This is a genomic window from Neobacillus sp. WH10 (assembly GCF_030123405.1).
Lineage (GTDB): Bacteria > Bacillota > Bacilli > Bacillales > Cytobacillaceae > Neobacillus.
This window is the reverse complement of the sequence record NZ_CP126110.1, coordinates 2542114-2564980: the sequence shown is the minus strand read 5'-3', so window position 1 is coordinate 2564980 and position 22867 is coordinate 2542114. Positions and strand designations below refer to the sequence as shown.

The following is a 22867-nucleotide window of genomic DNA, read 5'->3' as shown; positions in this document are numbered from 1 at the left end:
CTCCACCTAGACTGATTTGTTCATACCATCATCTGTTTGATCTTTTTCTACAGTGAGAGCATAATCAAATTCACTTCTTTTTTGGATACCTTCAAAAACGGTTTCTAGTGGAACCGGTGTAAAAAGCTTCTGACCAGTAGCTTTTAAGTAGGCTATACCTAAAATAATGATAGCGGCAATGACAACTACTGAAATTTTCACAACTGTCATATCTACATATAGTGTATAGATCATATAAACACATGCAATAAGTCCAATGATTTGAGGCAATGGATACAAAGGAGTTTTAAACGGACGATGAGCATTTGGATATTTTTTTCGTAAAACCAAAACATCTACTTGTGTAATAATATAGGACATTAACCATGTACCACATGCCACTGAAATCATTGTGGTAACAAAATCTATATTTGCATTATTAATAAATGCAAATATTAAAACGATAAGTGTCAAACCAATAACAGTGAAAATACCAACCCATGGTGTTCGTGTTTTGGGATGAAGATAAGAGAAAGCTTTAGGGAGAAGGCCTTCCTTTGATAATCCATAAAGCATCCGCGGCACAGCTGCAAGATACGTATCACAGGTGGTAATCGCTGCAATGATAGAAACTATCCCCATTATTACTAAACCGGTTTCCCCCAACATCGCAGCTGCACCATCCACATGTGGAATCGTAGATTGAGCAAGTTCATCAAGCTTTATATATTTGGTGACACCTAATCCAAAAAGTAAATCGACTAGCCAAATTGTGAAACAACCAAACAGCATCGCAATCGGTATATTTCTTCCCGGATTTTTTATTTCTTCTGCAAGTGGTGCTACAAATTCCATTCCAATAAACAGCCAGATTGCTATTCCTAAAGTACCTGCCTGCGCTTTCCAAGAAATTGGCGAAAAGGCAGGAGATTGTGCTAATTGATCTTGTGTTCCTATACCTAATAATCCCATAAGGCCAATTACCCCGAGAAGTAGCATCATACTTATGGCAAGAATGGTTTGAACCTTTCCAAAGACTGATACTCCTAACAGATTAATTGTTGCTAAAAATAATAGAATTACAGTTACTGCGATATACCAAGGGATACCAGTGAGTGTCTCAAATGATTGTCCTCCAACAATCATATTTGTGCCGCCGTCAGTTCCAACAAGGACAATATACCCTGCTAAAACAGCAAATATGGCAGGGAGCTTACCTAACGCAGGAAGGGTATACTCTCCAACCATACCTGCCCCAGGAATCATTGCAGCCATTTCTGAATAGGAAAGAGCAACACTTAAGATTACAAATAATGCAATAAGCGCTATTATACTAAAAGCAGGGCCGCTTACACCATAACCATTCCCAAGAACTACCATCGCTGTTCCGGATACTACTAGACCAACTGAGGCTGAATAAGCTGCCCAAAAACCAAGTGTTCTCTTAAGTTTTACGTCTCCCATTTACTTATTCATCCCCTTTTTATTTTCCTTCATATGCTTTTATGAACAATTCAAAGTAATCTTCTTTAGTAGTAATTCTTGGGTTACTAGAAGCAGAAACATTCTGAGTTGCTCCTTCTGCCAAGTAATTAAAATCTTCAACCTTAATATTTTGTAAATCTTTCATTTTAGGGATACCTACTTCATTTGCCAGTTCCCGCAATTTTATTACACCTTCATTTGCAATTTCCTCATTTGTCTTACCTATAGGCAATACTCCTAAGAGTTTCGCAACCATTGCATGTTTTTCAACATTTGAAGGAATATTGTATTCGAAGACATAAGGTAATAACATTGAGTTTGCCACCCCATGAGGAGTATCGTATAAACCTCCCAACGCCTCAGCCATGCAATGTACTCCACCTACATCTGAATTACCAAAGGCAATTCCAGCAATTAAACTGCCTGCAAGCATATTCCTTCTTGCTTCAAGGTTTCCTCCATTATTAACTGCTTCTGACAAATTCTTTATTATTACATCAATTGCATACAATGCTAACGCATCCGTAATGGGTTCTGATAGATTGCATGTATATGCTTCAATCGCATGTGTTAAGGCGTCCATTCCGGTAGATGCCGTTATAGCCGGAGGTAATGTTAAGGTAAGCTCAGGGTCGAGAAGAGCAATTTTTGGAGCAACTCGGTAGTCAAGAATATTCATTTTTAATTTAGTGGAAGTATCTGTAATAACAGAGAAGAATGTAATTTCACTACCTGTACCAGCGGTGGTAGGAATACAAATTAATGGAGTTATTGGCTGAATAAGAATATTGAGACCGTACCAGTCGCTAATATTTCCTCCATGGGTCAGAAGCACCCCAACAGCTTTAGCGGTATCCATCGAACTTCCGCCCCCAAGTCCGATTAGAACATCAACATGTTCTTTTTGTGCTAAGAAGTATGCCTCCATACAGTCTTGATCCCTGGGATTCGGTTTGATGTTATCATAAATAATATAGTTTATTTCCTTTTGTTCTAATATATCGGTTACTTTGTTAACAATTCCAGATGCTCTTATTCCCTTGTCAGTTAGAATCATTATTTTGGTTCCATTTAATTCTCTTACATATCCTCCTAGGTTTTTAATCTGTCCATTACCAAATTCAATTCTAGTAGGAAGATTAAATGTAAACGTTTTCAGCATATTGTTTGCCTCCTTTTTAGAATTTTAATAACATTCATAATAGTATAATAATAGCAAAACACTACTAGTATACAAATGGACAAAATATAAATAGAGTTGAGAGTATTTATTTACATTTTGTCTATTATGGATAACTATCCGCGGTAATTTCATTCAATATAAAGAAAAAAGCAGTTTCATTCTAATCTAATAGAATGGACCTCCTTTCAAAAAAATTGCTAGGTGCCCACTTGTGCAAGTATCAGTTCTTCAACAACTAGTGTATTTTTATTTTGAAGTAAAGTCCCGATTCCTATCACTAATGCGCAGGTTACTATGCCCAGATAATGACGTTTAGGGAGAGAAAAATTAAAAAAACAATAAAAATAACAGTTGAATTAGTGGTACTATTAGAACGAAATTCACAATATTAACCGCATAGAAAAACGCTTGGAATCCAAGCGTTTTTTATTTATTTATTCAACTATTCACTTTGTACAAGAAAAAGCCCGAACGACTGGGATCCTTAGTCTTCTTGAGAACTCTTCATCATTGGTAAAATGTTCGTGTTTTGGTGTTCCTTCGCGTAAATCAACTACTAAAAAACCAGATTTAGTAAGAGCTTTAAAGTAATGTTCGATTGTTCGATGGTATTTTACAACTATTTGTTCAATCCAAGGTTCTTTTCTTTCTCCTTCAAGAAAATAGTCATCAACTATCCAGTTCCCACGCCTATCTCCTGTTTGTTTGCTTATAAATGAAGAAGTAGTGAGGGGATGTTGAACACTGAACACAAACTTACCATTATCTTTTAAGGTTTTATGCACATTTTGGAACAGTAAATGAACATCCGAGACATAGTGTATTGCAAAGCGAGAAGTTACAAGTTCAAATTTGTTCTTTGGGTAACTGTATGATTCCATTGTCTCGTGATGAATCGTCCCGTTTTCATTAGCTAGGTTAAGTTTTGCAGATGCTACCATTTGTTCAGAGCCTTCTATCCCAGTGTAAAACGCTGCACCTTGATTTAGTAATTCCTTTCCAAACGAGGCATCACCACATCCTAAGTCTAATATACTTTTATTATTAAAGTCACCGATAAGTTCATAAATGATAGGACTTTCGATAGCATTGTTGGGACTATCCTTTCTCTCCCTTCTCTTCATATAATTTGAAAAAAAATCCTCTTGGTCATAAACGCTTGCTCCTCTAAATTCCATACAATCCATTTCCCCTTTCGCATTCTTTTCTTCCACGATTGTTGTAATATTCATCTGTTAATAGACTTTGGATATTTCATCATATAAATTGTAAAATATTAACATTTTTTTGAATTCTCTAATTATCTTGAATAAAAAATGTCTTTAATTTTGCTTTCTTGTAGGCATTAAACTTGTCTTTTTTTTACACAATTTACATTGCCATACTTGAACATTTGTTTTTCATTGATTCAATATTAGATATTTTAAGCTGAAATTGAAACTGAGGTGAGCATTATTTCCGGATATGAAGTTTCCAATTTAAAAAAAGGGCTTCAAATTTTAGATCTTTTGAAGGAAAAGCGTTGTTTGAAACTCACAATTTGCGAGGGATAAGGGTTTACAGCACGAAATGATCAATATCCATAAAGGCAAATATTTCAAGAAATTCATTTATCATATTCAACACGTTAACACTTATCATAAAAGGTTAAAACAATTTATGGAACGATTCCAAGGTATGGTAACTAAATACCTGGATAACTATTTATGTTGGTTCCGATCTCTTGAGCAAAGTTAAAAAGTTGCTCACAAAAGACGTGTGAACCAACTTTTATTATATACTGTTCATAAATCCAATTAGGGACGGTGGAAATGTTAAGGTGGTCATAAAAAAACTTGGTTTTATACCAAGTTCGAGTTGTCCTTTTGTTTATTTTTGTATATACGTTCCGTAATGAATCCCATAATAAAACCGATTATAATAGGATTTAATGAACCTCCAGATATGAATCCAGATGATGTTTCCTCAAAATAGAACCACTGTAAAAATTCTATATTAAATAGATAACCAATTAAATATAATATTGAAATTGTACAAATACATACAATTAAAGGAATCCAAAAAGATTTCTTTTTCATCCAAACTCCCCCTTTTTTAAAATTTTAATCTAAAGTAAAAAAATGTCATTCTTACATTTTTTATTAATAGCAACAAAGTTTACGAAAACAGCGTTTAAAAAAGGCAGATGACTATAGGTCCCACTGTCATCTGCCCCCTCTTTTCAATTGATAAAGAGTCCTTTTTATTTCTTTTTCGACTGTTTGAAAAAAACTGTCTAATCCCTTGTTTGCTCCTGAATCCAATACTCGTTGACCGGCCAATCCAAGTGCACCTGTTACCTCTGCTTCAGCTTTACAGGTTAACTTTGACACACTTCTGGATTCTTTTAACAATAGATCTGCTTTTCCCACAGTTTCCCCAATATTCCCCTTTCCTTTCACATACATGCGGAAAGAAGAAGGCGGCTTCTGATCATCAAGCCGAATCTCAAGAGTAAAAAGATCTTGTAATGGCCCGATTTTGATCTCCAATTCTGCTTCGTATACTCCTCTTGAGATTTCTACAAATGATTTACAACCAGGGATAGCTTTCCGAAGGACTTTTTTATCCATTAAATACTTCCAGACAATTTTCCTTGGTAATCCGAAGGAATACTCGTACTCGATATTCAAGCTTTTCCCTCCTATTTACAACTTTAAAGGAATGAAGGTCCATTCCCCCATCCCTTTCCTTTATGTGCACCCATTTAATTTTATTCAAATGGAATAAAGTTGTTACCAAGTGAACATGCAGGATGTAATACTTAGTCCTTTTCTTATGATTTGAAAATGGGAAATAACGGGCGAATACGTATCCCATCTAGATGTAAAGGATTGTCGTCCTCGATTTACGCGAATTCACGGAGTTCCATTTACATGATATTTGTTTTATATCCTTAGGAATGTTAAATTAATTTGTTTTTTTATCAATTTTTTGATGGTCGATTTATTTTTTTGCTATACTCATCATGAATATAGAGTTACACAGAAAATCAAGGAGCACAGTGCCAGAAACTGTTCGCCATTGTTGAATGATAGATATACGTAACCAAAATCTTTGATTCATGCCGTTAAGGTCACAAAAATCATTTTATGTTACCGTTCTCGGTTTCATCGCCATTTTGGTCACAATAAAAAACTTTTAGTAATTAGTTATTTAAGGGGGAGGACTATGCATCCAAAAACAGTAATAGAAATAATAGCCTCAGGTTCTTTTGTCATTTTACTATTTGTTGCCGTCCTTTTTTTACCTTCCAGGTTGAGAAAGTTGGGGATATATCTTACTATCTCAATAACTTCCTTACTTTTATTATTTTTGATTGTTAGGCCAATTTATGATGATTATCAGGCTTCAAAAAAGAAAGAATACTTAGAACAATATTTAGAGAGAGTATATCCAAGACAAAAATGGAAAATAATTCAGCAAGTAGGCAGGCAATATAATCCTGATTTCTTTGAAGTTAAATTTGAAAATGAATCTGATTGGATGTATATATATTCAGTCGCAGATGAAGAGAGAATTTGCCAAAGGGTCTGGATTCCTCCGGAGGGAAATATTACTAGCAGTGAAGGTAAACATTACGAAGGTATCAATTGTAAGTAAATGGATAACATCAAAAGCAAATGGTCAATCATTTTTTAGTTGACCATTTGTTATAAAAAAATCTATTCTTGTTCAAATATATTCTAGAAAAAAACAGTCCTCCCAAACTGAGGAGAACTGTTTTAATGGATTAACGGTTTGCTTCACAATTAAGTTTTATTTTACAGGTAAAAACTCTTTTATATTCCTAAGAAGGCTCATTAGATGTTCTCAGATAGCTCAATTGTTATTCTTAATTACACCAATATTATTGTTGTAGGTACTAATATTATTGTATGGTACCTACATAAATATCTAGTTACCAACATTAATGTTGCTGAACATTTGTGACCGTTATCTAGTTTCCTTCACCAATTCTGTCACAAAAAACCATTTTATGTGACCGATAACTCAGTTCCTTCGCCATTACGGTCACAAAAAGCCCTGGAATGGGTTAAATTATTTAAATATTAAGGATGTAATAAAATGAAAGATAATTCCAAAAGTCAATTTAAAAGGTTAACTGAAATTTTATGGATTTCAACTAAGCTTGGCTTAACTTCGTTTGGGGGCCCCATTGCTCATTTGGGATATTTTCATAATGAATATATTCGTAAAAGAAAATGGCTAGATGAACGCAGTTATGCTGACCTTGTTGCTCTCTGTCAGTTCCTTCCCGGTCCCGCTAGCAGTCAGGTTGGGATTGGTATCGGTGTCATGCGTGCCGGTGTCTTAGGAGGAATTATGGCGTTCATTGGTTTTACACTACCATCCGTTATTGCTCTCATATTATTTGCGCTTATCCTAAAAGGGTGGCATGTGGATAATATGGGCTGGATTCATGGCTTAAAGATTGTAGCCGTTGTTGTAGTCGCACAAGCCATTTTAGGAATGGCGCAAAAGCTAACTCCAGATTTAAAAAGAAAATCCATTGCCCTGTTCTCACTTGTAGGAACATTGATCTGGCAATCCACATATACGCAAGTGTGTATGATCATTGCTTCTGCTTTTATTGGTTATCTCTTTTTTAAGCAGGTAGAAACAGAAAAGCATTTACCAATAACAGTTCCGATTACACGGCGTTTTGCAATTATTTGTTTAACTCTTTTCTTTGGTCTACTTATTATTCTTCCGATTCTTAGAGAAATAACTTCATATAAATGGATTGCCCTTTTTGATAGCTTCTATCGTTCAGGCTCCCTTGTTTTTGGAGGAGGTCATGTGGTACTGCCCTTACTTGAACGTGAATTTGTACCAACAGGCTGGCTTAGTAAAGAAAACTTCTTAGCCGGTTATGGTTTAGCACAAGCAGTCCCTGGCCCACTTTTCACTTTTGCAGCCTATATAGGAGCTGTAATAAATGGGTGGAAGGGCGGACTTTTAGCTACCGTTGCTATTTTTCTGCCAGCTTTTCTATTGATCCTGGGTACCCTGCCATTTTGGGACACCTTAAGAAGAAATCCCAAAATCAACGGAGCACTAATAGGGGTAAACTCAGCAGTTGTAGGAATTCTAATCTCTGCTTTCTATACCCCTATTTGGTCGAGCTCGATATTCTCACCTATTGACTTCGCTTTTGGTTCCATACTGTTTAGCTTACTTGTTTTTTGGAAGCTTCCTCCATGGGTTATCGTCCTTTTAGGAGCTCTAGGTGGATTTCTTATTGATCTTCTTTGAATTCTCCGTTAAGGTGTTTTTTATTTTCCTGATATTAAATTGGTGATATTTTCATAGCTTAGCGAACGTTATTTTCCGTATTTGAAACTTCTCTATACTTCTGTTAAGCTTCCTACTTTTATGAATTGTTTCGCTACCAAATTTTTGATGGTTTATTAGGTTATTTGCTATACTCATCATAAATCTAGAGTTACTGAGAATAACAAGGTGAGTGGATCATGAAGAGATATGAAAATTTGGATAATGTGAAAAGCAACAAATCGTTTAAGGACATGAGACAGTGGCAGAAGGAAAGAAGATCGAAAGTAAAGGATTTATCACTAAATATCGAACAGTGTCCACATAAAAAAATTAAGGAACTAAATGAAAATAGAAGCCGGACTTCTTATACGTGGATTGGGCACTCTACCTTTTTGATCCAGCTGAATGGAGTAAATATTTTGACGGACCCTGTGTGGGCTAAGCGGATGGGATTTCAAAAGAGGTTAACGGAGCCGGGCATTTCCTTATCAGACTTGCCGGAGATTGACCTGGTTGTGCTCTCCCATGGTCACTATGACCATTTGGACTTCCCTACCCTAAAAAAATTAAAAGGTAATCCTCATTACTTTGTCCCAGTTGGGTTGAAGTCCCTGTTCATTAGAAAAGGCTATCAGAAGGTGACCGAAATGAACTGGTGGGAGAGCGCCGAATTCGGAGGATTTACCGTCCATTTCGTCCCTGCCCAGCATTGGACGAGACGTACATTGACAGATATGAATACGTCACATTGGGGAGGCTGGATTTTTCAATCATCAGGAGAAACTTTTTATTTTGTCGGTGATACAGGCTATTTCAACGGCTTTAAGCAGATCGCTGACCGGTTTACGATTGATACGGTGTTCATGCCAATTGGAGCGTATGAACCGGAATGGTTTATGGCCGCTGCCCATATTTCCCCTGAAGACAGTGTGAAAGCTTTCCTCGAATTAAAGGCAAAATCCTTCGTTCCAATGCATTATGGTGCCTATCGATTAGCGGACGACACAGGACCGGAGGCATTAGAACGCTTGTACCGTGAATGGGAAAAACAGCAGCTTCCCGAGGAACAATTAAAAGTGCTCCTACTTGGGGAAACCGTTATGGAGATTGAATAGGTAAAAAATTTTTAGTACAGGTGGGTCATTTAGCGAATATGGCTTAAAATGACCCTTCTATTGGACAAAGTTAGATTACTTTCCGACCATATTGATTATTAGAACTCTGACAAATAAGAAACCAACACCTGGAAGAAAGCAGTGTTGGTTTACATAACATTATTATTTTTAAAAACTACTATTTTAGCATCCATTTCCTTTCATCAATAGTGTCGTTTTTCTTAGCTTTCTTGCAGATTAAGAGATAGTCCCCCGCTTATTTCTTTTCCAGTTTATTCGATATCCATAGGTATAAGGCGATTCCACCATAAGTAATCAACAAGCTTATGATTAATTGTGTTTCGTATTTTAATGGTGTTAGGCTTAGCAAGTAATCTGGCAGTGTTAACAATGCTAGAATAATGATTAAAGTCCATGTTTTTGCCCATAAGGACATTCCAATTATAAATAGTGCGGTAATAATGCCAATAATCAGGCTACCCGTATTGCCAAAATGAATAATAGGTGTATCGACAGCTCTATTTAAGTAAATCAAACCAACAAACAAAGCAATAGGCAATATCCCTATTGAAAATAATATCAATCCTTGTTTCTTGATAGATTGATTCGTTGTGGAAATATATTTAAAACCCGTAAAAATAGAAGCAATAAATACTACACTGATCACAATATGCCCGACAATTTGCAAGAGAGAATATGAAAGGTTCCCTTTCAATAAATCTGGGAAAATCGTAAAAGAAAATGACCCTAAAACGATAAGGCAAATATATTTGATCCATGTTCGATAGTCAATGACCATTTCATTAGAAACCATCTCCATATATTCTTTCGGTGATTTTCCGATAATCTTTTCAATGGGCTTTCCGCTTTTTTCTGCTTCGGATAAATGGACTTCCAATTCTTCCACAATTTCTTCGATTTCATCCGAATTTTTCCCACTGGAAAATAAGTATAGGCGTAAGTTTTCCAAAAATGCCTTGCTATTATCAGTAAGTTTTAATTCATTATTCAACCGTCTCGTCTCCTTTTGCATGTTTTGTCTCTGTTTCATGGCGTAAAACCCTATTTACATTGGTTTGCAAATAGTTCCAGCGATCCATGAATAGTTCTAATTCTGCCTCACCCTTTGGTGTAAGCGAGTAATATTTCCTTCTTGGTCCCGCCGTTGATTTTTTCAATGTTGTAGTAACTAATTCTTCTTTTTGCATCCGCATTAACAATGGATAAATTGTACCCTCGCTGAAGTAATGAAAACCATAGCTTTCAAGTTTCTCGGCTAGCTCGTAACCGTATACTTCCTTATTCTTGATAATCGCCAGCAAACAGCCATCAAGGATTCCTTTTAGCATCTGTGTTGTAGACAAAACTTTTTCACCTCTTTCAATAACTTGCAATACGAGGGTTATGATCACAAACAATACCTTGCATTACAAGGGTTATAATTAAAAACAATGCCTTGGTTTACATAGATGATAATTTTAAACAAAGCCTTGCATTACATGGGTTATAAGCACAAAGAATGCCTTGCATTACAAGGTTTGTGATTGCAAATAATACCTTGCAATACATGATATACAATAAGTATAGAGTTAATAGTCTTGTAATGCAAGGTAAATTATCTCCTTTTTTTGTAAACAAGCTACTATCTTAGGATTTAGTTAGATGCTGATTTCAAAATGTATTCTTTTTGATTGCGATCATATAATCCTTAAGTAAGTCTTTTTATTAAAATTTATTCTAATACTATAGAAGAATAAACCTGTGATGATTTCCACACAATTGTCCGATTAACGATAATAAAATACCACATATGTATTTCGACTTTTCTAAACGAAAATCCGAATACCCATTTAATCTAACTGGTTTTCCATATATTTCCACCAAACCCATTTATAAAAAAACCAGCAGCCTAAAAAAGGAAACTGCTGGTTTTTGTTAATAATAGAAGATTCATTTGTAACTTTTTTAAAAATTAACGCCTTTTTTCCCTTCGATGATTGGAAGATTAATAAAGCTTTGACCCAGATGTACATTAAAGGTTGCTCCGGTTGTAGAAGGAATCGTCCGCTGATAAGAGCTTCCTGCAATAATCACTCCAATGCGATGCCCCTTCTTGAAGACGTAGTCGTGTGGCAATGCTCCCCACTCGAATTTGTAGTTTTTGCCTGGATTTAAAGGATCTGTTGCTAAAAGTGTTTTCCAATTTTGCGGGTCAAACCAGCCTCTAGAGACAATTTCATAAGATGCTGTCCGGAACGTTTTTTCTGTTTCACGATAGCAGCCGTCATCTGTATCCGAACTTTCTCCCCAGCAGGTTTCAGTAGGAAGCGTTCTGATTCCTTCGCCACTTCCCGAATGATTCACTCTAGTATCCATGCCGTAATCAACAATCATAACTGTTAAATTGGAATTCTCTTTATCTACTGTTGCCCGCAGTGAAATTTCCGGCACTCCGCTCATCCGGGCATCCTCGCTTAGTGGTTCAGATAGGTAAACTAGACGGTCGCTTCTTACCGTCATTTCATTGGTGACCATCGCCGTTTCTGTTTGCCTAGGATTATCGGTAAAAGTCTGCGTAATGTTTCCATTAACCGGACCGGTTGTCAAGATCCCCGGAGAGTTTTCATTTTCCCCTGGCCCAAATCGAATTTTAAAGGATTTTGCATTTTCTTCCGGCCATGAGGCATGGGTTTCCCAAACATCAGCTGATCGTTCAATATCTACATCAGGTTCATCCATGATGCCATTTTGAATGCCAAGAAGCCAGTAGTCAAACCAGCGATGCAGCGTATCGACCCACTCTGCTCTGCGGAAATCAAATGGATCAACATGACCAGTTTGGGCAAGCCATAGCTTACGAGGGACTTTCTCCTTATTTAGTGCTTCCCACCATTCATTGAAATGGTTCATCTTCACGTTTAGGTCGTTTAAACCGTGAATAGCAAAGACACTTGCTTTAACGTTTTTAATATCTTTCACATAGTTTCTTTCATTCCAAAAATCATTATAGTCACCAGTGGCATCATCTGCCATTTGATTTATACGATTGAACACGTGCTGACAAGTTGCTTTCCTGGAGCTGTTAACGACTCTACTTGCTAATCCGCCAGGGCCATTGTTGTAATATGTCTGCCCCGCATAACGATAGTAATTATACCAATTGCTGATCGCACCAATCGGAACGATAGTCTTCAGTCCTTCTACTCCGGTTGCGGCGACACCATTTGCTAACGTTCCGTCATAGGATTTACCAATCATCCCTACATTGCCGGTTGTCCAAGAAGCTTGTACTTCTTGATTGTTTTTATCGAAGGCCTTTGCTCTTCCGTTGAGCCAATCGATAACCACTTTAATGCTTTCAATCTCCTCATAACCGCCTGTGGTTGGGCAGCCATCCGATTGATTGGTGCCTACCATATCCGGCAAGGCAATCGCATATCCGCGTGGAACAAAATAATTATCATAGAAAAGCGGATACTTTTCGTTAATTCCATCTTTATTTTTGTCCTTTACTTCACTTTCATTGCCCCTGCCCAAGCTTTCATAATAGGGACTGGAATCCATAATTACAGGTACCTTTAACCCTGAGCTCGTTTCTTTTGGACGGATGATGTCAACTGCAATTCGGTCAGGAATCCCGTTTTCATCAGTGTCGAGGCTTGATTGGACAAAAACTGTCTCGCGAATGGCATCCTTATAGGAATATTTCGCCTCTGATTTTAATGGTGCTAAAGAGTTTACTGCTTGTCCCTTTTTTGATTCTACTGTTTCCGCACTTGTATAATTCATAGATGATAGTGTTAAGGCAATGGTTGTAAATAGTGTTGTTGCGATCGATAGCGTTTTCTTTTTCATTAAATCCCTCCTCACCCTCTATAAAAACAATTGTAGGATGTGGAGGGATTAACCAATAGTGTAAAAACTCTTAATTTTCATACTATTTATTATTCGTTAGTAGGAGAAAGGACTTACCTTCTACATATATATTAGTTTTTTTAAAACAGGTTTATGAATTATACATTCAAAACTTCTTCCTCTTCCTTCGCGCTTACTAACTTTGTTAAATAATCGATGGTTGTCAAGTACAGCATTCCATTCCCTTCTAGCTTTGGAGAATTTCCAAGTGGTATGGTTCTTCTGATAAGCTGGGCATACAGTTCTGGCTCTGTAAGATTTCTCTCAAAAGTTTGATTTGAGATCGCTTTAATTAAAGCAAGTGCACCGGATACATGTGGAGTAGCCATTGACGTTCCTGTAAGCTTTGCATATTTTCCGTTTAGAAATGTTGATACTATATTTTCACCGGGAGCAACTAAATCTACTTCCCTATTTGAATTGCTAAAATCCGATATTTTGCGAGTAAGACTGGTAGCACCTACACTGATTACCTCGTTATAAGCCGCCGGATAGGACAGCTCATCTGTTGAGTCGCGACCATCCCCTTCATTTCCGGCCGCACAAACTACGAGTATCCCATTGGCCACGGCCTTTTTTATTGCTTCATGTAATTCTGGAACATTTTCAGGACCGCCTAGGCTCATGGAGATAATATCAACCTTTTGTTCAATTGCATAGTAGATTCCATTGATAATCCATTCATATTGCCCGGAGCCTTTTTTATTAAGAACCTTTACAATTAATAGATTTGCTTCTGGAGCAACACCGGTTACCCCCGTATCATTGGCAGTTGCTGCCATCGTACCGGCAACATGTGTACCATGACCGTTGTAATCCCTAAAGATATTTTGATCTCCGCGGTCATCTTTGGTAAAATTTCGTCCGCCAATGATTCGATCCTTTAAGTCGACATGAGATGATTCACAACCAGTATCTAAAACGGCGATTGTGATCCCCTTTCCTTTTGTCTTTCCCCACAGTTCTTGGGCCTGAATCATTTCAACCCCTTTTGGCACCTCGGTTACTTCTTCAAATTCTGCAATCATTTGGTATGGAATCAAGCGTACTTCTCTTTCCAACTCATTCCCTCCTAACAGATTTATTTGAAGCTACCTCATGATGTTGTTAATAGTTTAACAATTCTAAATCTATAAAAAATGATTCGTTTGGAGTGTTTTTGTTCTTTCCTGGCTTAATTTTTTTATATCAAAAACCGACTCTATAGTTTTTCTTCCCCTAATACTATTTTCCTAAATGACACTAGGTCCTTTGATTCAGGACTTTATTTCTATTTTAAAAATTATGATTTTTCTTTATTTTCAGACTTGTACAAAAATGTTATCCTTTACCTGTACATAATAATTTTTAGGAGGCTGATGGATTGAGGAGTTTGAAGAGGTCACTCATTTTTTTGACTAGTTTTTTGACTGTGGCAGTATCAACAACCGCTTATGCGGAGCAGCCAGGATTATCTGATTTTCCAGAACCTGCTGATGCGCAATCATGGGTTCTTCCACGGGATATGACGTGGAAAGATTACAAGCCCGTTCCTGGAGTTGACTGGAACACATCTGGTATTAAGGCAGACAGAGTCATTAGGGGTTCACTAATTATTGTAGATTTCCAAGACCGAGATTTTATTTTAAACCAGCCTGAGGGGTCCGAGCTTGCAGGCAACCCTATCGGCACTGGTAAAATTCCTCGTGATCAAATCGGAAAGTTTTGGGAAGACTTCCTCAACAAGCCTTCAGCATTAAACAACCATCGAACAGTAAACGAATACTGGCGAGAAAATTCCTTCGGCAAATGGAAAATCGAACTTAAATCTTTCGGCACCTATCGGATGGATGGCAATGAATTCGAATATGGTCTTAACGAGTTTGGGCAGCAAGCAAACATGCCGGCAGGATTCAAGGCTAAAAACCTTAGGTCTGAAGCCGTCGCCAAAGCGAAAGCTGACATGGATGCTTCTGGAGAAAAATTTGATTTTAATTTTATCATTCACGCTGGTTATGATGAATCCGGTGTCTGGCAGGAGCTTGGTGAAATGATGTTCCAAAATGCCGGAGCCGTAACAAATCCATTTGGCCCAATAGTAGGTGGAGCAAATGTTCCGGGTATGCCAAATTCAGCTGTTACCCGATATGTACCTTGGACCTCGTGGTATGCTGCTAAAAGTATTTGGTCAAGTGCCAGCGGAGGAACATCTATTCAAGGGGAAAATGACGGAATGGGTACCTTCGCTCACGAATTCGGTCATATAATGGCTCTTGGCGACAACTATAACAATCCATATGGAATTCCTGTATCTCGTACCTACTCCGGCCCATGGGAGTTAATGAGTCGTGGAAGCTTCAATGGGCCAGGCGGCCCGCACACACGCTGGATGGTCCCATCAACCTTAGGGGCATCAGCTCCATCACATCACATGCTGCGTAATAAAATAAAACAGGGCTTCCTCTCACCTGACCAATATCTAAGCCTAGACCGTGATAGCCTAGCTGAAACTGGTCCAGTCTTTGCCAATATTCTTTCTCGAGAGGTACCAACTGGCAACGAGTTTGGACGGACAGGATTACACGGGATCAATATTAGCATGGTGGATAACACACCAGCTAACTCATTAAATGATGATTGGCGCGCAGATATGCAGCGCGGTGCTAAATGGTACAATAACTATACACTTGAAGTTGTCGACCGGGTTGGTTTTGATTCTTTTGCCCCTGACACCGGTGTACTGCTAGCGAAAACTAAGAATAGTGAATCATCACCAAATATTTGGGTCATCGACTCTCACAAAGAAGATATCAATCAAGTAGACTTTAAACGCCCGGACGGTTCCACAGCGATGCTTTCCAAAGGCGATTACCAACAGTTAGCAGATGCCCTCTTCAAGGCAGGAACTGGTGATGGCGTTGTCAGTGAGTACACAGACGAGCATAACCGTCTCCATTTCTACATTTTAGATAAAAAATATGATAGTAAAGGTGCACTTTCTTACCGGGTAGCTGTCCGTCATTTGGATGGTGCAGGTTCATTTACCCGTGGTGTAACAGTTGCTAACGGTAATTCAGAATTTGCCACACCAGGTAAAGTAGCAGCCTATTATTTCAATGTTACAAATACCGGAAATGGAACCGACCTTATCCGCCTTAATGCCAAAACAGAAGCTGGCTGGGATATTCAATTACAGCATAACGTAATTGAAGTTGAAGCGGGTAAAACGGTTGCAGTACCGGTTTACGTGAAGATTCCTAGAGGTGGTACAGCTCAGCCTGTTCCAACAAACCTTACGTTGACAAGCACATCAGAAACCGATGCTAGTAAAACGGCCACTTCGACTCGCAGTGTTGGGCCTGGGAATGGAAAATAAAGATTGGTAGTTTAAGGGGGAAGTGCCTAAACGGTACCTCCTCCTTTTTTAATGATTGTAGGACTGTTAGTTATCTCTCTTTAGCAACTTAAATGTTTTTAATTTTCCTATTGATAGACTAATATTGGTGGCTTTCCACTTGTTCTGGCCTTCATTGCCTTTATGAAGGACTAATCTCTTTGGTTTTCCACCTGATCTAGCCTTCATAGTCCTTATGAAGGACTAATCTCTTTGGTTTTCCACCTGTTCTGGCCTTCATTGCCTTTATGAAGGACTAATCTCTTTGGTTTTCTACCTGTTCTGGGCTTCATAGTCCTTATGAAGGACTAATCTCTTTGGACTTCCACCCGATCTGGCCTTCATTGTCTTTATAAAGGACTAATCTCTTTGGTTTTCTACCTGTTCTGGCCTTCATTACTCTTATGAAGGACTAATCTCGTTCACTTTCCACGTGATCTGTCCTTAATTCTCCTTCTCTAAGACAAAACCCCCCTATAGCAACCACAACTTCTTCATCACAGTACCGAATTAATGCGTTTAGGATTAGACGCTTTGCTTTTGTAAAAAAATAATTTTCAAACTATTGTGTTTATTGAAATATTACCCTATAATACTTAGCATTACGAAATAATCTTACTGAGGTGAAAACATTGAAAACTTTAGAACGTGTAAGTCAATTTGTTAGCAATACTTTTGCCATCTGGGTATTAGTATTTGCGGTCCTTGCCTTTTTATTTCCCGCTACCTTTACCTGGATTGCTCCCCACATTTCACTTTTACTTGGAATCATTATGTTTGGTATGGGTTTAACACTATCCGCAAATGATTTTAAAGAAGTAATCAAGCGGCCTAAGGATGTAGCAATCGGCGTTGTCGGTCAATTTTTAATCATGCCTCTGCTCGCTTTTTTACTGGCAAAAGGTCTCCAGCTTTCACCGGAAATTGCGGTTGGGGTTATTTTAGTAGGATGCTGTCCTGGAGGTACAGCATCTAACGTGATGACATTCCTTTCTAAAGGCGATGTCGCTTTAAGTGTGACGATAACCTCGATTACAACGATTCTTGCTCCACTTGTTACACCTGCACTTATTCTATTCCTTGCAAGCGAATGGATCCCTGTTAATCCTAGCGGACTATTCCTTTCAATTGTAAAAATCGTTCTAATACCGATTGTTCTTGGAGTAGTGGTGAAAAAATTACTAAATAAACAAGCACAAGCTAGCGTGAAGGTTCTTCCGCTTGTTTCCATAATTGCAATAGTTGCTATCGTAGCAGCGGTTGTTTCTGCTAACCAGCAGTCGATTGCGAAAACTGGATTAATTATTTTTGCTGTCGTTGTCCTACATAACTGTCTTGGTTATTTATTGGGATATACGTTTGGAAGAATCTTTAAAATGGACTTACCAAAGAAAAAAGCTGTGGCCATTGAGGTTGGAATGCAAAACTCAGGCTTAGGTGCTGCCATTGCAGCCGCACATTTCTCCCCTTTAGCAGCGGTACCAAGTGCCATTTTTAGTGTATGGCATAACATTTCGGGGCCGATCCTAGCAACGATCTTCAGCCGAATGAAAGATGATAAAAGCGCAACTGAAAATAATGAGAAAACATTATCAGCGTAAAACCACAGAAAAAGCGTGTTTCGTTTAATCTCATATTTTTCCGGTGCTAAAGAAGAGCTTGGAGAGTTTCCAAGTTCTTTTTTATGTTATTTTAATCCTTCTCTTACCTACACTGTCGTTTGTTTCACTATTTCAGGTCTTCCGTGAAACCATAAAGGAGTATTTTAAAACAAGTGAATACCCCCTTACCCTAAATTATTTGTAGCTTTTTGATTCTTTTACCCCAGTTTTTCTCATTGATAAAAAAAATGTTTGATTTTGTTCTACCATAATGATTGTTGTCCAATCAACTATTGAATTTTGAAATATATATAAATAGTGAAGAGGTCTTTCTTCAAATATGCTAAAGGGTGGTGAAAAGATATGTGTTATGGTTATGGCGGCGGATATGGCGGCGGATACGGCGGCGGCAGCACTTTTGTATTAATCGTTGTATTGTTCATTCTGCTTATCATCGTAGGTACTTCTTTCATTTAATAACTTGGTAGGACGAAGGGAAAATTTAAAGTTAATTTCTCCTATTGAGTATATTCCTCTATTGAAGGGGGGAGGAAATTAATGACACTCGGATTCGGGGGATTTGGTCGAAGAGATTTGTTTTTTCGAAGAAGACGTTTTGTCCCTATTGAAATTGAAATTGAAATCGAAGCAAGAAGAAGACGAATTGAAATTGAAATCGAGATAGAAAGAAGAAGACGTTTAGGATTCGGACGGAGAGGCAGATTCATTTAAGCGTTTGATGTAATGAGTGTTTTTTTGGGGGCCTCCTGGCTCCTTTTTTTATTTAATCAGAATGTCCTGCCGTCAATGAAATAAAAAAGATGCCAACAAATTTGTCAGCTGGAACGTACAAAATTTGAATTCGATTTAATATCCAAGATCACAATTTAGGGGAATCTCCAAGTGAAGGATTCCCTTTATAACCCTTTGCTTATTTTTTTTGAATAAGACCAAAACCAATTCCAACTGGGTCTACAAGGTAGGCAAGAAAGAAATCATCAAACTCCATTTTATCTCTCACAATCATTGCACCATTTTTTTTAGCAGTAGAAATAGCCTCATCAATTGAATCGACTTCGATTTGAATACGAGTTCCATGAGGATAATCATATGGTCCTTTACCGATTCCTCCGTCAATGCCAGGCTTGACATCTTTTCCAGTCGAAACAGCCCAATAATCCCAGTGAGGCTCTGCAATTTCCCAACCGAAAACTTTAGAATAAAATTCCGCAGCCTTCTCAGGTTCTTGGCTGCTTAGTTCGAATCCAGTTACCCTTCCCATTCCAAACACGCCTCCCTTCTTGCTACTTTATTAGAAACATAAGTTATCAATTCTATATTTTGCACGAAATACCTGCAATGAAATAATACTTTTAATAGAATCTGAAGCATCTTAATCATGTCAATCTACTTTTAAATAACTAAGAAATCAGACGTTCTCCTCATTAAATAACGACCAAAATGCGTCTATTTTAGTTTTGCCATTTTCCGTATTCAATGGTGGTTGAATAAGACTAGTTTTTCCCAAACCAGCTACTAACTCCCTGCCAAATAGTATCCAATCTCATATACGGAAGAGTTAGAATTACGGGTACGATCTAGAGGGAAGGCATTGTTCCGATGACGGCAGTAGCATCCAGTTCGTCATTATTAGCAACCTGTGGGATTAGCCCGTTTTTTGCAAATATCTCAATAGTTTGCAATGCCTGTCTCCGGCTAGTCTCGACCAGTAAATGACCCCCGGGTGCCAACCAGAGTGCTGCGTCAGTAGCCACCCTTAGCAAAACATCCAGACCGTCCACACCACCGTCAAGCGCGACCATCGCCTCATGTTTGCGAGCATCCTGGGGTAAAAACTTGATTGACTCAGTAGGTACATAGGGGGCGTTTGCGACCAAGACGTCGACTCTCCCACGTAGTTTGGTTGGTATTGGATCGTATAGGTCGCCTTCGTACACCTTACCACCGATGGAAGTAACGTTGCGACGGGCGCACTTCACTGCGGCTGGGTCGATGTCAATTGCATACAACTCAATCCATCCCAAAGTTTTGGCCAGAGCAGCGCCCACCGCTCCTGTGCCACAGCACAGGTCTACGACGATGGCTCCTGGCATAGCAAGGGCTGTAGCCTGTTGGACAAGAAACTCTGTCCGGCGACGAGGTACGAAGACATCGGGTTCCAGTTCTATCCGAATACCGCAGAAATTCACCCAACCGATAATTTGCTCGAGGGGAAAACCGGCTTCTCGTCGTTCCACCATGGCCTCGAGGGCGTCTGGCGTCCCTGCCTCTGAGATAAGTAATCTGGTCTCATCTTCAGCGAAAACACAACCGGCGGACCGTAGCCTGGTGATTATACATTTTTCTGTTTCGTCGTTGATATAAAAATTATTTTGCTTTTCCATTAATCTCACCCCTCTTGATACCCAGCTTCAATAGTTTAATAAGAAAGTTTATGACTAAAGGCAAAAAAAACAAGCTATTATTTCTTTTTTCCTGATGTTGATTTTATTTATTATTCTATTATGCTGGAAAGTTTTCCTTCTTTACCTAGACTTTCAAGTTAATAAAAACGAGGCAAAATTAGTTTTAGCCTAAAACTAATAACTTAGATAAAAAGGATTAACAGATTAAAAATTGATGATTTAATAAATACATCATGATTATTTGATTAATAATAAAGGTGAAAGCATGAATGAGGAGATCCATTACAAGATCTTCAATAAGTGTTCTTAAGGACAAAACTGCCATCGGAAGTGTAAAAAATGTCTTTAATAGGGCGGCTTAAAGACAAAACTGCTCTTAAAAGCAGTTAAATTATCTTTAAAAAGCCTTCGTTTAAGCCCCTATCGCATATGAAGGACTAATCTTTTCGTTTGATCAATCGATTTGGCTTTCATCGGGCTTATGAAGGAATAATCTTTCCTTTTGATCAATCGATTTGGCCTTCATCGAGGTTATGATGGACTAATCTTCCCTTTTGATCAATCGATTTGGCCTTCATCGAGCTTATGATGGACTAATCTTCCCTTTTGATCAATCGATTTGGCCTTCATCCCGCTTATGATGGACTAATCTTCCTAGTTTTTCAACCGATTAGGCCTTCATCGGGCTTATGATGGACTAATCTTTCCTTTTGATCAATCGATTTGGCCTTCATCCCGCTTATGATGGACTAATCTTCCTGCTTTTCCAACCGATTAGGCCTTCATCACTCTTATGATGGACTAATCTTTTCGTTTAACCAATTGATTTGGCCACCATCCCGTTTATGAAGGACTAATCTTCCTAGTTTTTCAACCGATTAGGCTTTCATCGGGCTTATGATGGACTAATCTTTCCTTTTGATCAATCGATTTGGCCTTCATCCCTCTTATGATGGACTAATCTTTTCGTTTGATCAACCGATTTGGCCTTCATCGGGCTTATGATGGACTAATCCTTTCGTTTGATCAACCGATTTGGCCTTCATCGGGCTTATGATGGACTAATCTTTCCGTTTGATCAATCGATTCGGCCTTCATCCCGCTTATGAAGGACTAATCTTTCCTTTTGATCAATCGATTAGTCCTTCATCCCACTTATGAAGGATTAATCTTCCTGGTTTTCCAACCTATATGGCCTTCATCGCATTGCTGATTCAGGTTCCTTATTACACTGTTATCAAATTGTAATATTCTTATAACACAGTTGACAGAATTATCTGGTAGAAATTTGGTACAATAAATAGTACGAACATTTAGAAAATTATCTTAATAAGAAGGTAGTGGTATTAGGTGATTAATAAAGCACTTATCCTGTTAAACTTGCTTATTATACTTGCGGCGGCAGGAAATGAATTTTCTATACAAAAGGTTCAAGCGGAATCATTCAGTAACATAGAAAATACTAAAGAATTACCTCAGGTTGCCCCTTCACCCATTCAAACGAATCGTTTAACAGCTAACAATGAAATTCCAAATATCGAAGGAAACTCTTTTAGTGTCAATGACCAATTGAAACGGGTTTCTGAGGCTATTCAAGAGAATAATCAGGCAATCGTAAAGGTTGATATGGAGATTACAGCCGCTAAAGCTGATATTGAAAATCTTGAAAACGAGATTCGAATAATTAAGGAAAATATGGCAAAACGAAATGAAGTCTTAAAGGAACGTGCTCTATCCTACCAGCAGAGTGATAAGCATGCCGACTATCTAGAGGTACTGCTTGGTGCTACAAGCCTAAGTGATTTAGTAGACCGGGTCAGTGCTTTGGCAGCGATAGCTGAGGCAGACCGAGATCTTTTGGAACAGCAAGAAATTCAGCAAAAAGAATATGAAAGTAAAAAGGTTTTGTTAGAAAATAAACTTGTGGAAATTAACAGCATGAAAAATAAGATCGAAACATTGCAAGCTCACCTAAATAAACAACAGGAACAATATAAGACATTACAAAATCAGCTTGAATTGGAAGCTCAGAAAAAGGAAACGGCTCAAACATACATAAATGAGTTAGAAAAGGATTACATATCCACAGTCATTAATGCAGGTAATAAGTACATAGGAAACTCTGTATATGTGTTTGGCGGCGGCAGAAATGCCAATGATATTGCCCGTGGAAGATTTGACTGCTCCGGTTTTGTTCAATGGGCTTTTTCTGAAGCAGGTATCAAAATCAGCAGTACTACCTCTACGATAAAAAACGATGGCAGGCAGGTTTCTCCTCAAGAAATGCAGCCGGGAGACCTTGTTTTCTTCGACACTTACAAGAGAGACGGCCATGTTGGAATCTATCTTGGAGACGGTAAGTTCATTGGTTCTCAAAGCTCAACCGGTGTCGCCATTGCAGATATGACAAATGGATATTGGAAAAATGCATTTAAAGGTCGTGTAGTTCGAATTTAAAAAGCGCAAATAGC

Annotated in this window: 17 protein-coding genes and 2 pseudogenes; 9 read left to right on the top strand and 10 right to left on the bottom strand. The window is 38.1% G+C overall.

Features of this window, described 5'->3' with window-relative positions; all coding sequences use genetic code 11:
• Positions 1-6 precede the first annotated feature (6 nt).
• The 3 genes from QNH20_RS12085 to QNH20_RS12075 form a co-directional block, all read right to left on the bottom strand.
• Positions 7-1443 (bottom strand): APC family permease, encoded by a 1437-nt coding sequence (locus QNH20_RS12085; RefSeq protein ID WP_283923122.1) that lies wholly within the window; start codon positions 1441-1443, stop codon positions 7-9.
• Positions 1444-1462: 19 nt separating this feature from the next.
• A complete protein-coding gene (locus QNH20_RS12080) occupies positions 1463-2626 on the bottom strand; it encodes an iron-containing alcohol dehydrogenase (RefSeq protein ID WP_283923121.1) in 1164 nt (387 codons plus the stop codon).
• 467 nt (positions 2627-3093) lie between these two features.
• Positions 3094-3825 (bottom strand): class I SAM-dependent methyltransferase, encoded by a 732-nt coding sequence (locus QNH20_RS12075; protein WP_283923120.1) that lies wholly within the window; start codon positions 3823-3825, stop codon positions 3094-3096.
• A gap of 358 nt (positions 3826-4183) precedes the next feature.
• Between QNH20_RS12075 and QNH20_RS12070 the strand changes: the two are divergent.
• Positions 4184-4447: pseudogene (locus QNH20_RS12070) on the top strand (IS1595 family transposase); the annotation flags it as partial.
• Between the two features lie 404 nt (positions 4448-4851).
• Here QNH20_RS12070 and QNH20_RS12065 read toward each other — a convergent pair.
• Positions 4852-5319, bottom strand: a complete 468-nt coding sequence (locus QNH20_RS12065) for an SRPBCC family protein (RefSeq protein WP_283923119.1) — start codon at positions 5317-5319, stop codon at positions 4852-4854.
• A 538-nt stretch (positions 5320-5857) separates the two neighbouring features.
• Between QNH20_RS12065 and QNH20_RS12060 the strand changes: the two genes are divergently transcribed.
• The 3 genes from QNH20_RS12060 (at position 5858) to QNH20_RS12050 (ending at position 9081) form a co-directional block, all read left to right on the top strand.
• On the top strand, positions 5858-6289 hold the full coding sequence (locus QNH20_RS12060) for a hypothetical protein (protein ID WP_283923118.1): 432 nt from the start codon (positions 5858-5860) through the stop codon (positions 6287-6289).
• A 465-nt stretch (positions 6290-6754) separates the two neighbouring features.
• Entirely contained in the window at positions 6755-7945 is a 1191-nt protein-coding gene (locus QNH20_RS12055; RefSeq protein WP_283923117.1) for a chromate transporter, read from the top strand.
• A gap of 215 nt (positions 7946-8160) precedes the next feature.
• Entirely contained in the window at positions 8161-9081 is a 921-nt protein-coding gene (locus QNH20_RS12050) for an MBL fold metallo-hydrolase (RefSeq protein WP_283923401.1), read from the top strand.
• Positions 9082-9337: 256 nt separating this feature from the next.
• Here the strand turns inward: QNH20_RS12050 and QNH20_RS12045 are convergent, their stop codons facing one another.
• The 4 genes from QNH20_RS12045 to QNH20_RS12030 all read right to left on the bottom strand — a co-directional run bounded on the left by QNH20_RS12045 (position 9338) and on the right by QNH20_RS12030 (position 14057).
• Positions 9338-10093, bottom strand: coding sequence for an HAAS domain-containing protein (locus QNH20_RS12045; protein WP_283923116.1), 756 nt, complete (start codon positions 10091-10093; stop codon positions 9338-9340).
• A complete protein-coding gene (locus QNH20_RS12040) occupies positions 10086-10445 on the bottom strand; it encodes a PadR family transcriptional regulator (RefSeq protein WP_283923115.1) in 360 nt (119 codons plus the stop codon). Before QNH20_RS12040 ends, QNH20_RS12045 begins: the two co-directional genes overlap by 8 nt.
• Positions 10446-11046: 601 nt before the next feature.
• Positions 11047-12936, bottom strand: coding sequence for a Xaa-Pro dipeptidyl-peptidase (locus tag QNH20_RS12035; protein WP_283923114.1), 1890 nt, complete (start codon positions 12934-12936; stop codon positions 11047-11049).
• A gap of 158 nt (positions 12937-13094) precedes the next feature.
• Positions 13095-14057: a S8 family peptidase gene (locus QNH20_RS12030; protein WP_283923113.1), complete on the bottom strand. Its 963-nt coding sequence runs from the start codon at positions 14055-14057 to the stop codon at positions 13095-13097.
• 302 nt (positions 14058-14359) lie between these two features.
• On the opposite strand from QNH20_RS12030, the gene QNH20_RS12025 reads away from it, so the two are divergent.
• From QNH20_RS12025 to QNH20_RS12010, 4 genes and pseudogenes are all read left to right on the top strand, one after another.
• Positions 14360-16351: a M6 family metalloprotease domain-containing protein gene (locus QNH20_RS12025; protein WP_283923112.1), complete on the top strand. Its 1992-nt coding sequence runs from the start codon at positions 14360-14362 to the stop codon at positions 16349-16351.
• 650 nt (positions 16352-17001) lie between these two features.
• Entirely contained in the window at positions 17002-17970 is a 969-nt protein-coding gene (locus QNH20_RS12020; protein ID WP_283923111.1) for a bile acid:sodium symporter family protein, read from the top strand.
• A gap of 396 nt (positions 17971-18366) precedes the next feature.
• Positions 18367-18447 (top strand): annotated as a pseudogene (locus QNH20_RS12015) (YjcZ family sporulation protein); the annotation flags it as partial.
• An 81-nt stretch (positions 18448-18528) separates the two neighbouring features.
• Complete coding sequence (locus QNH20_RS12010; RefSeq protein ID WP_283923109.1) at positions 18529-18702, top strand: hypothetical protein; 174 nt, start codon at positions 18529-18531, stop codon at positions 18700-18702.
• Between the two features lie 199 nt (positions 18703-18901).
• Here the strand turns inward: QNH20_RS12010 and QNH20_RS12005 are convergent, their stop codons facing one another.
• Both QNH20_RS12005 and QNH20_RS12000 read right to left on the bottom strand, forming a co-directional pair.
• Positions 18902-19252, bottom strand: a complete 351-nt coding sequence (locus QNH20_RS12005) for a VOC family protein (protein WP_283923108.1) — start codon at positions 19250-19252, stop codon at positions 18902-18904.
• Positions 19253-19568: 316 nt separating this feature from the next.
• Positions 19569-20375, bottom strand: coding sequence for a putative protein N(5)-glutamine methyltransferase (locus QNH20_RS12000; protein WP_481858073.1), 807 nt, complete (start codon positions 20373-20375; stop codon positions 19569-19571).
• Between the two features lie 1371 nt (positions 20376-21746).
• On the opposite strand from QNH20_RS12000, the gene QNH20_RS11995 reads away from it, so the two are divergent.
• Complete coding sequence (locus tag QNH20_RS11995; RefSeq protein WP_283923107.1) at positions 21747-22853, top strand: C40 family peptidase; 1107 nt, start codon at positions 21747-21749, stop codon at positions 22851-22853.
• Positions 22854-22867: the final 14 nt, after the last annotated feature.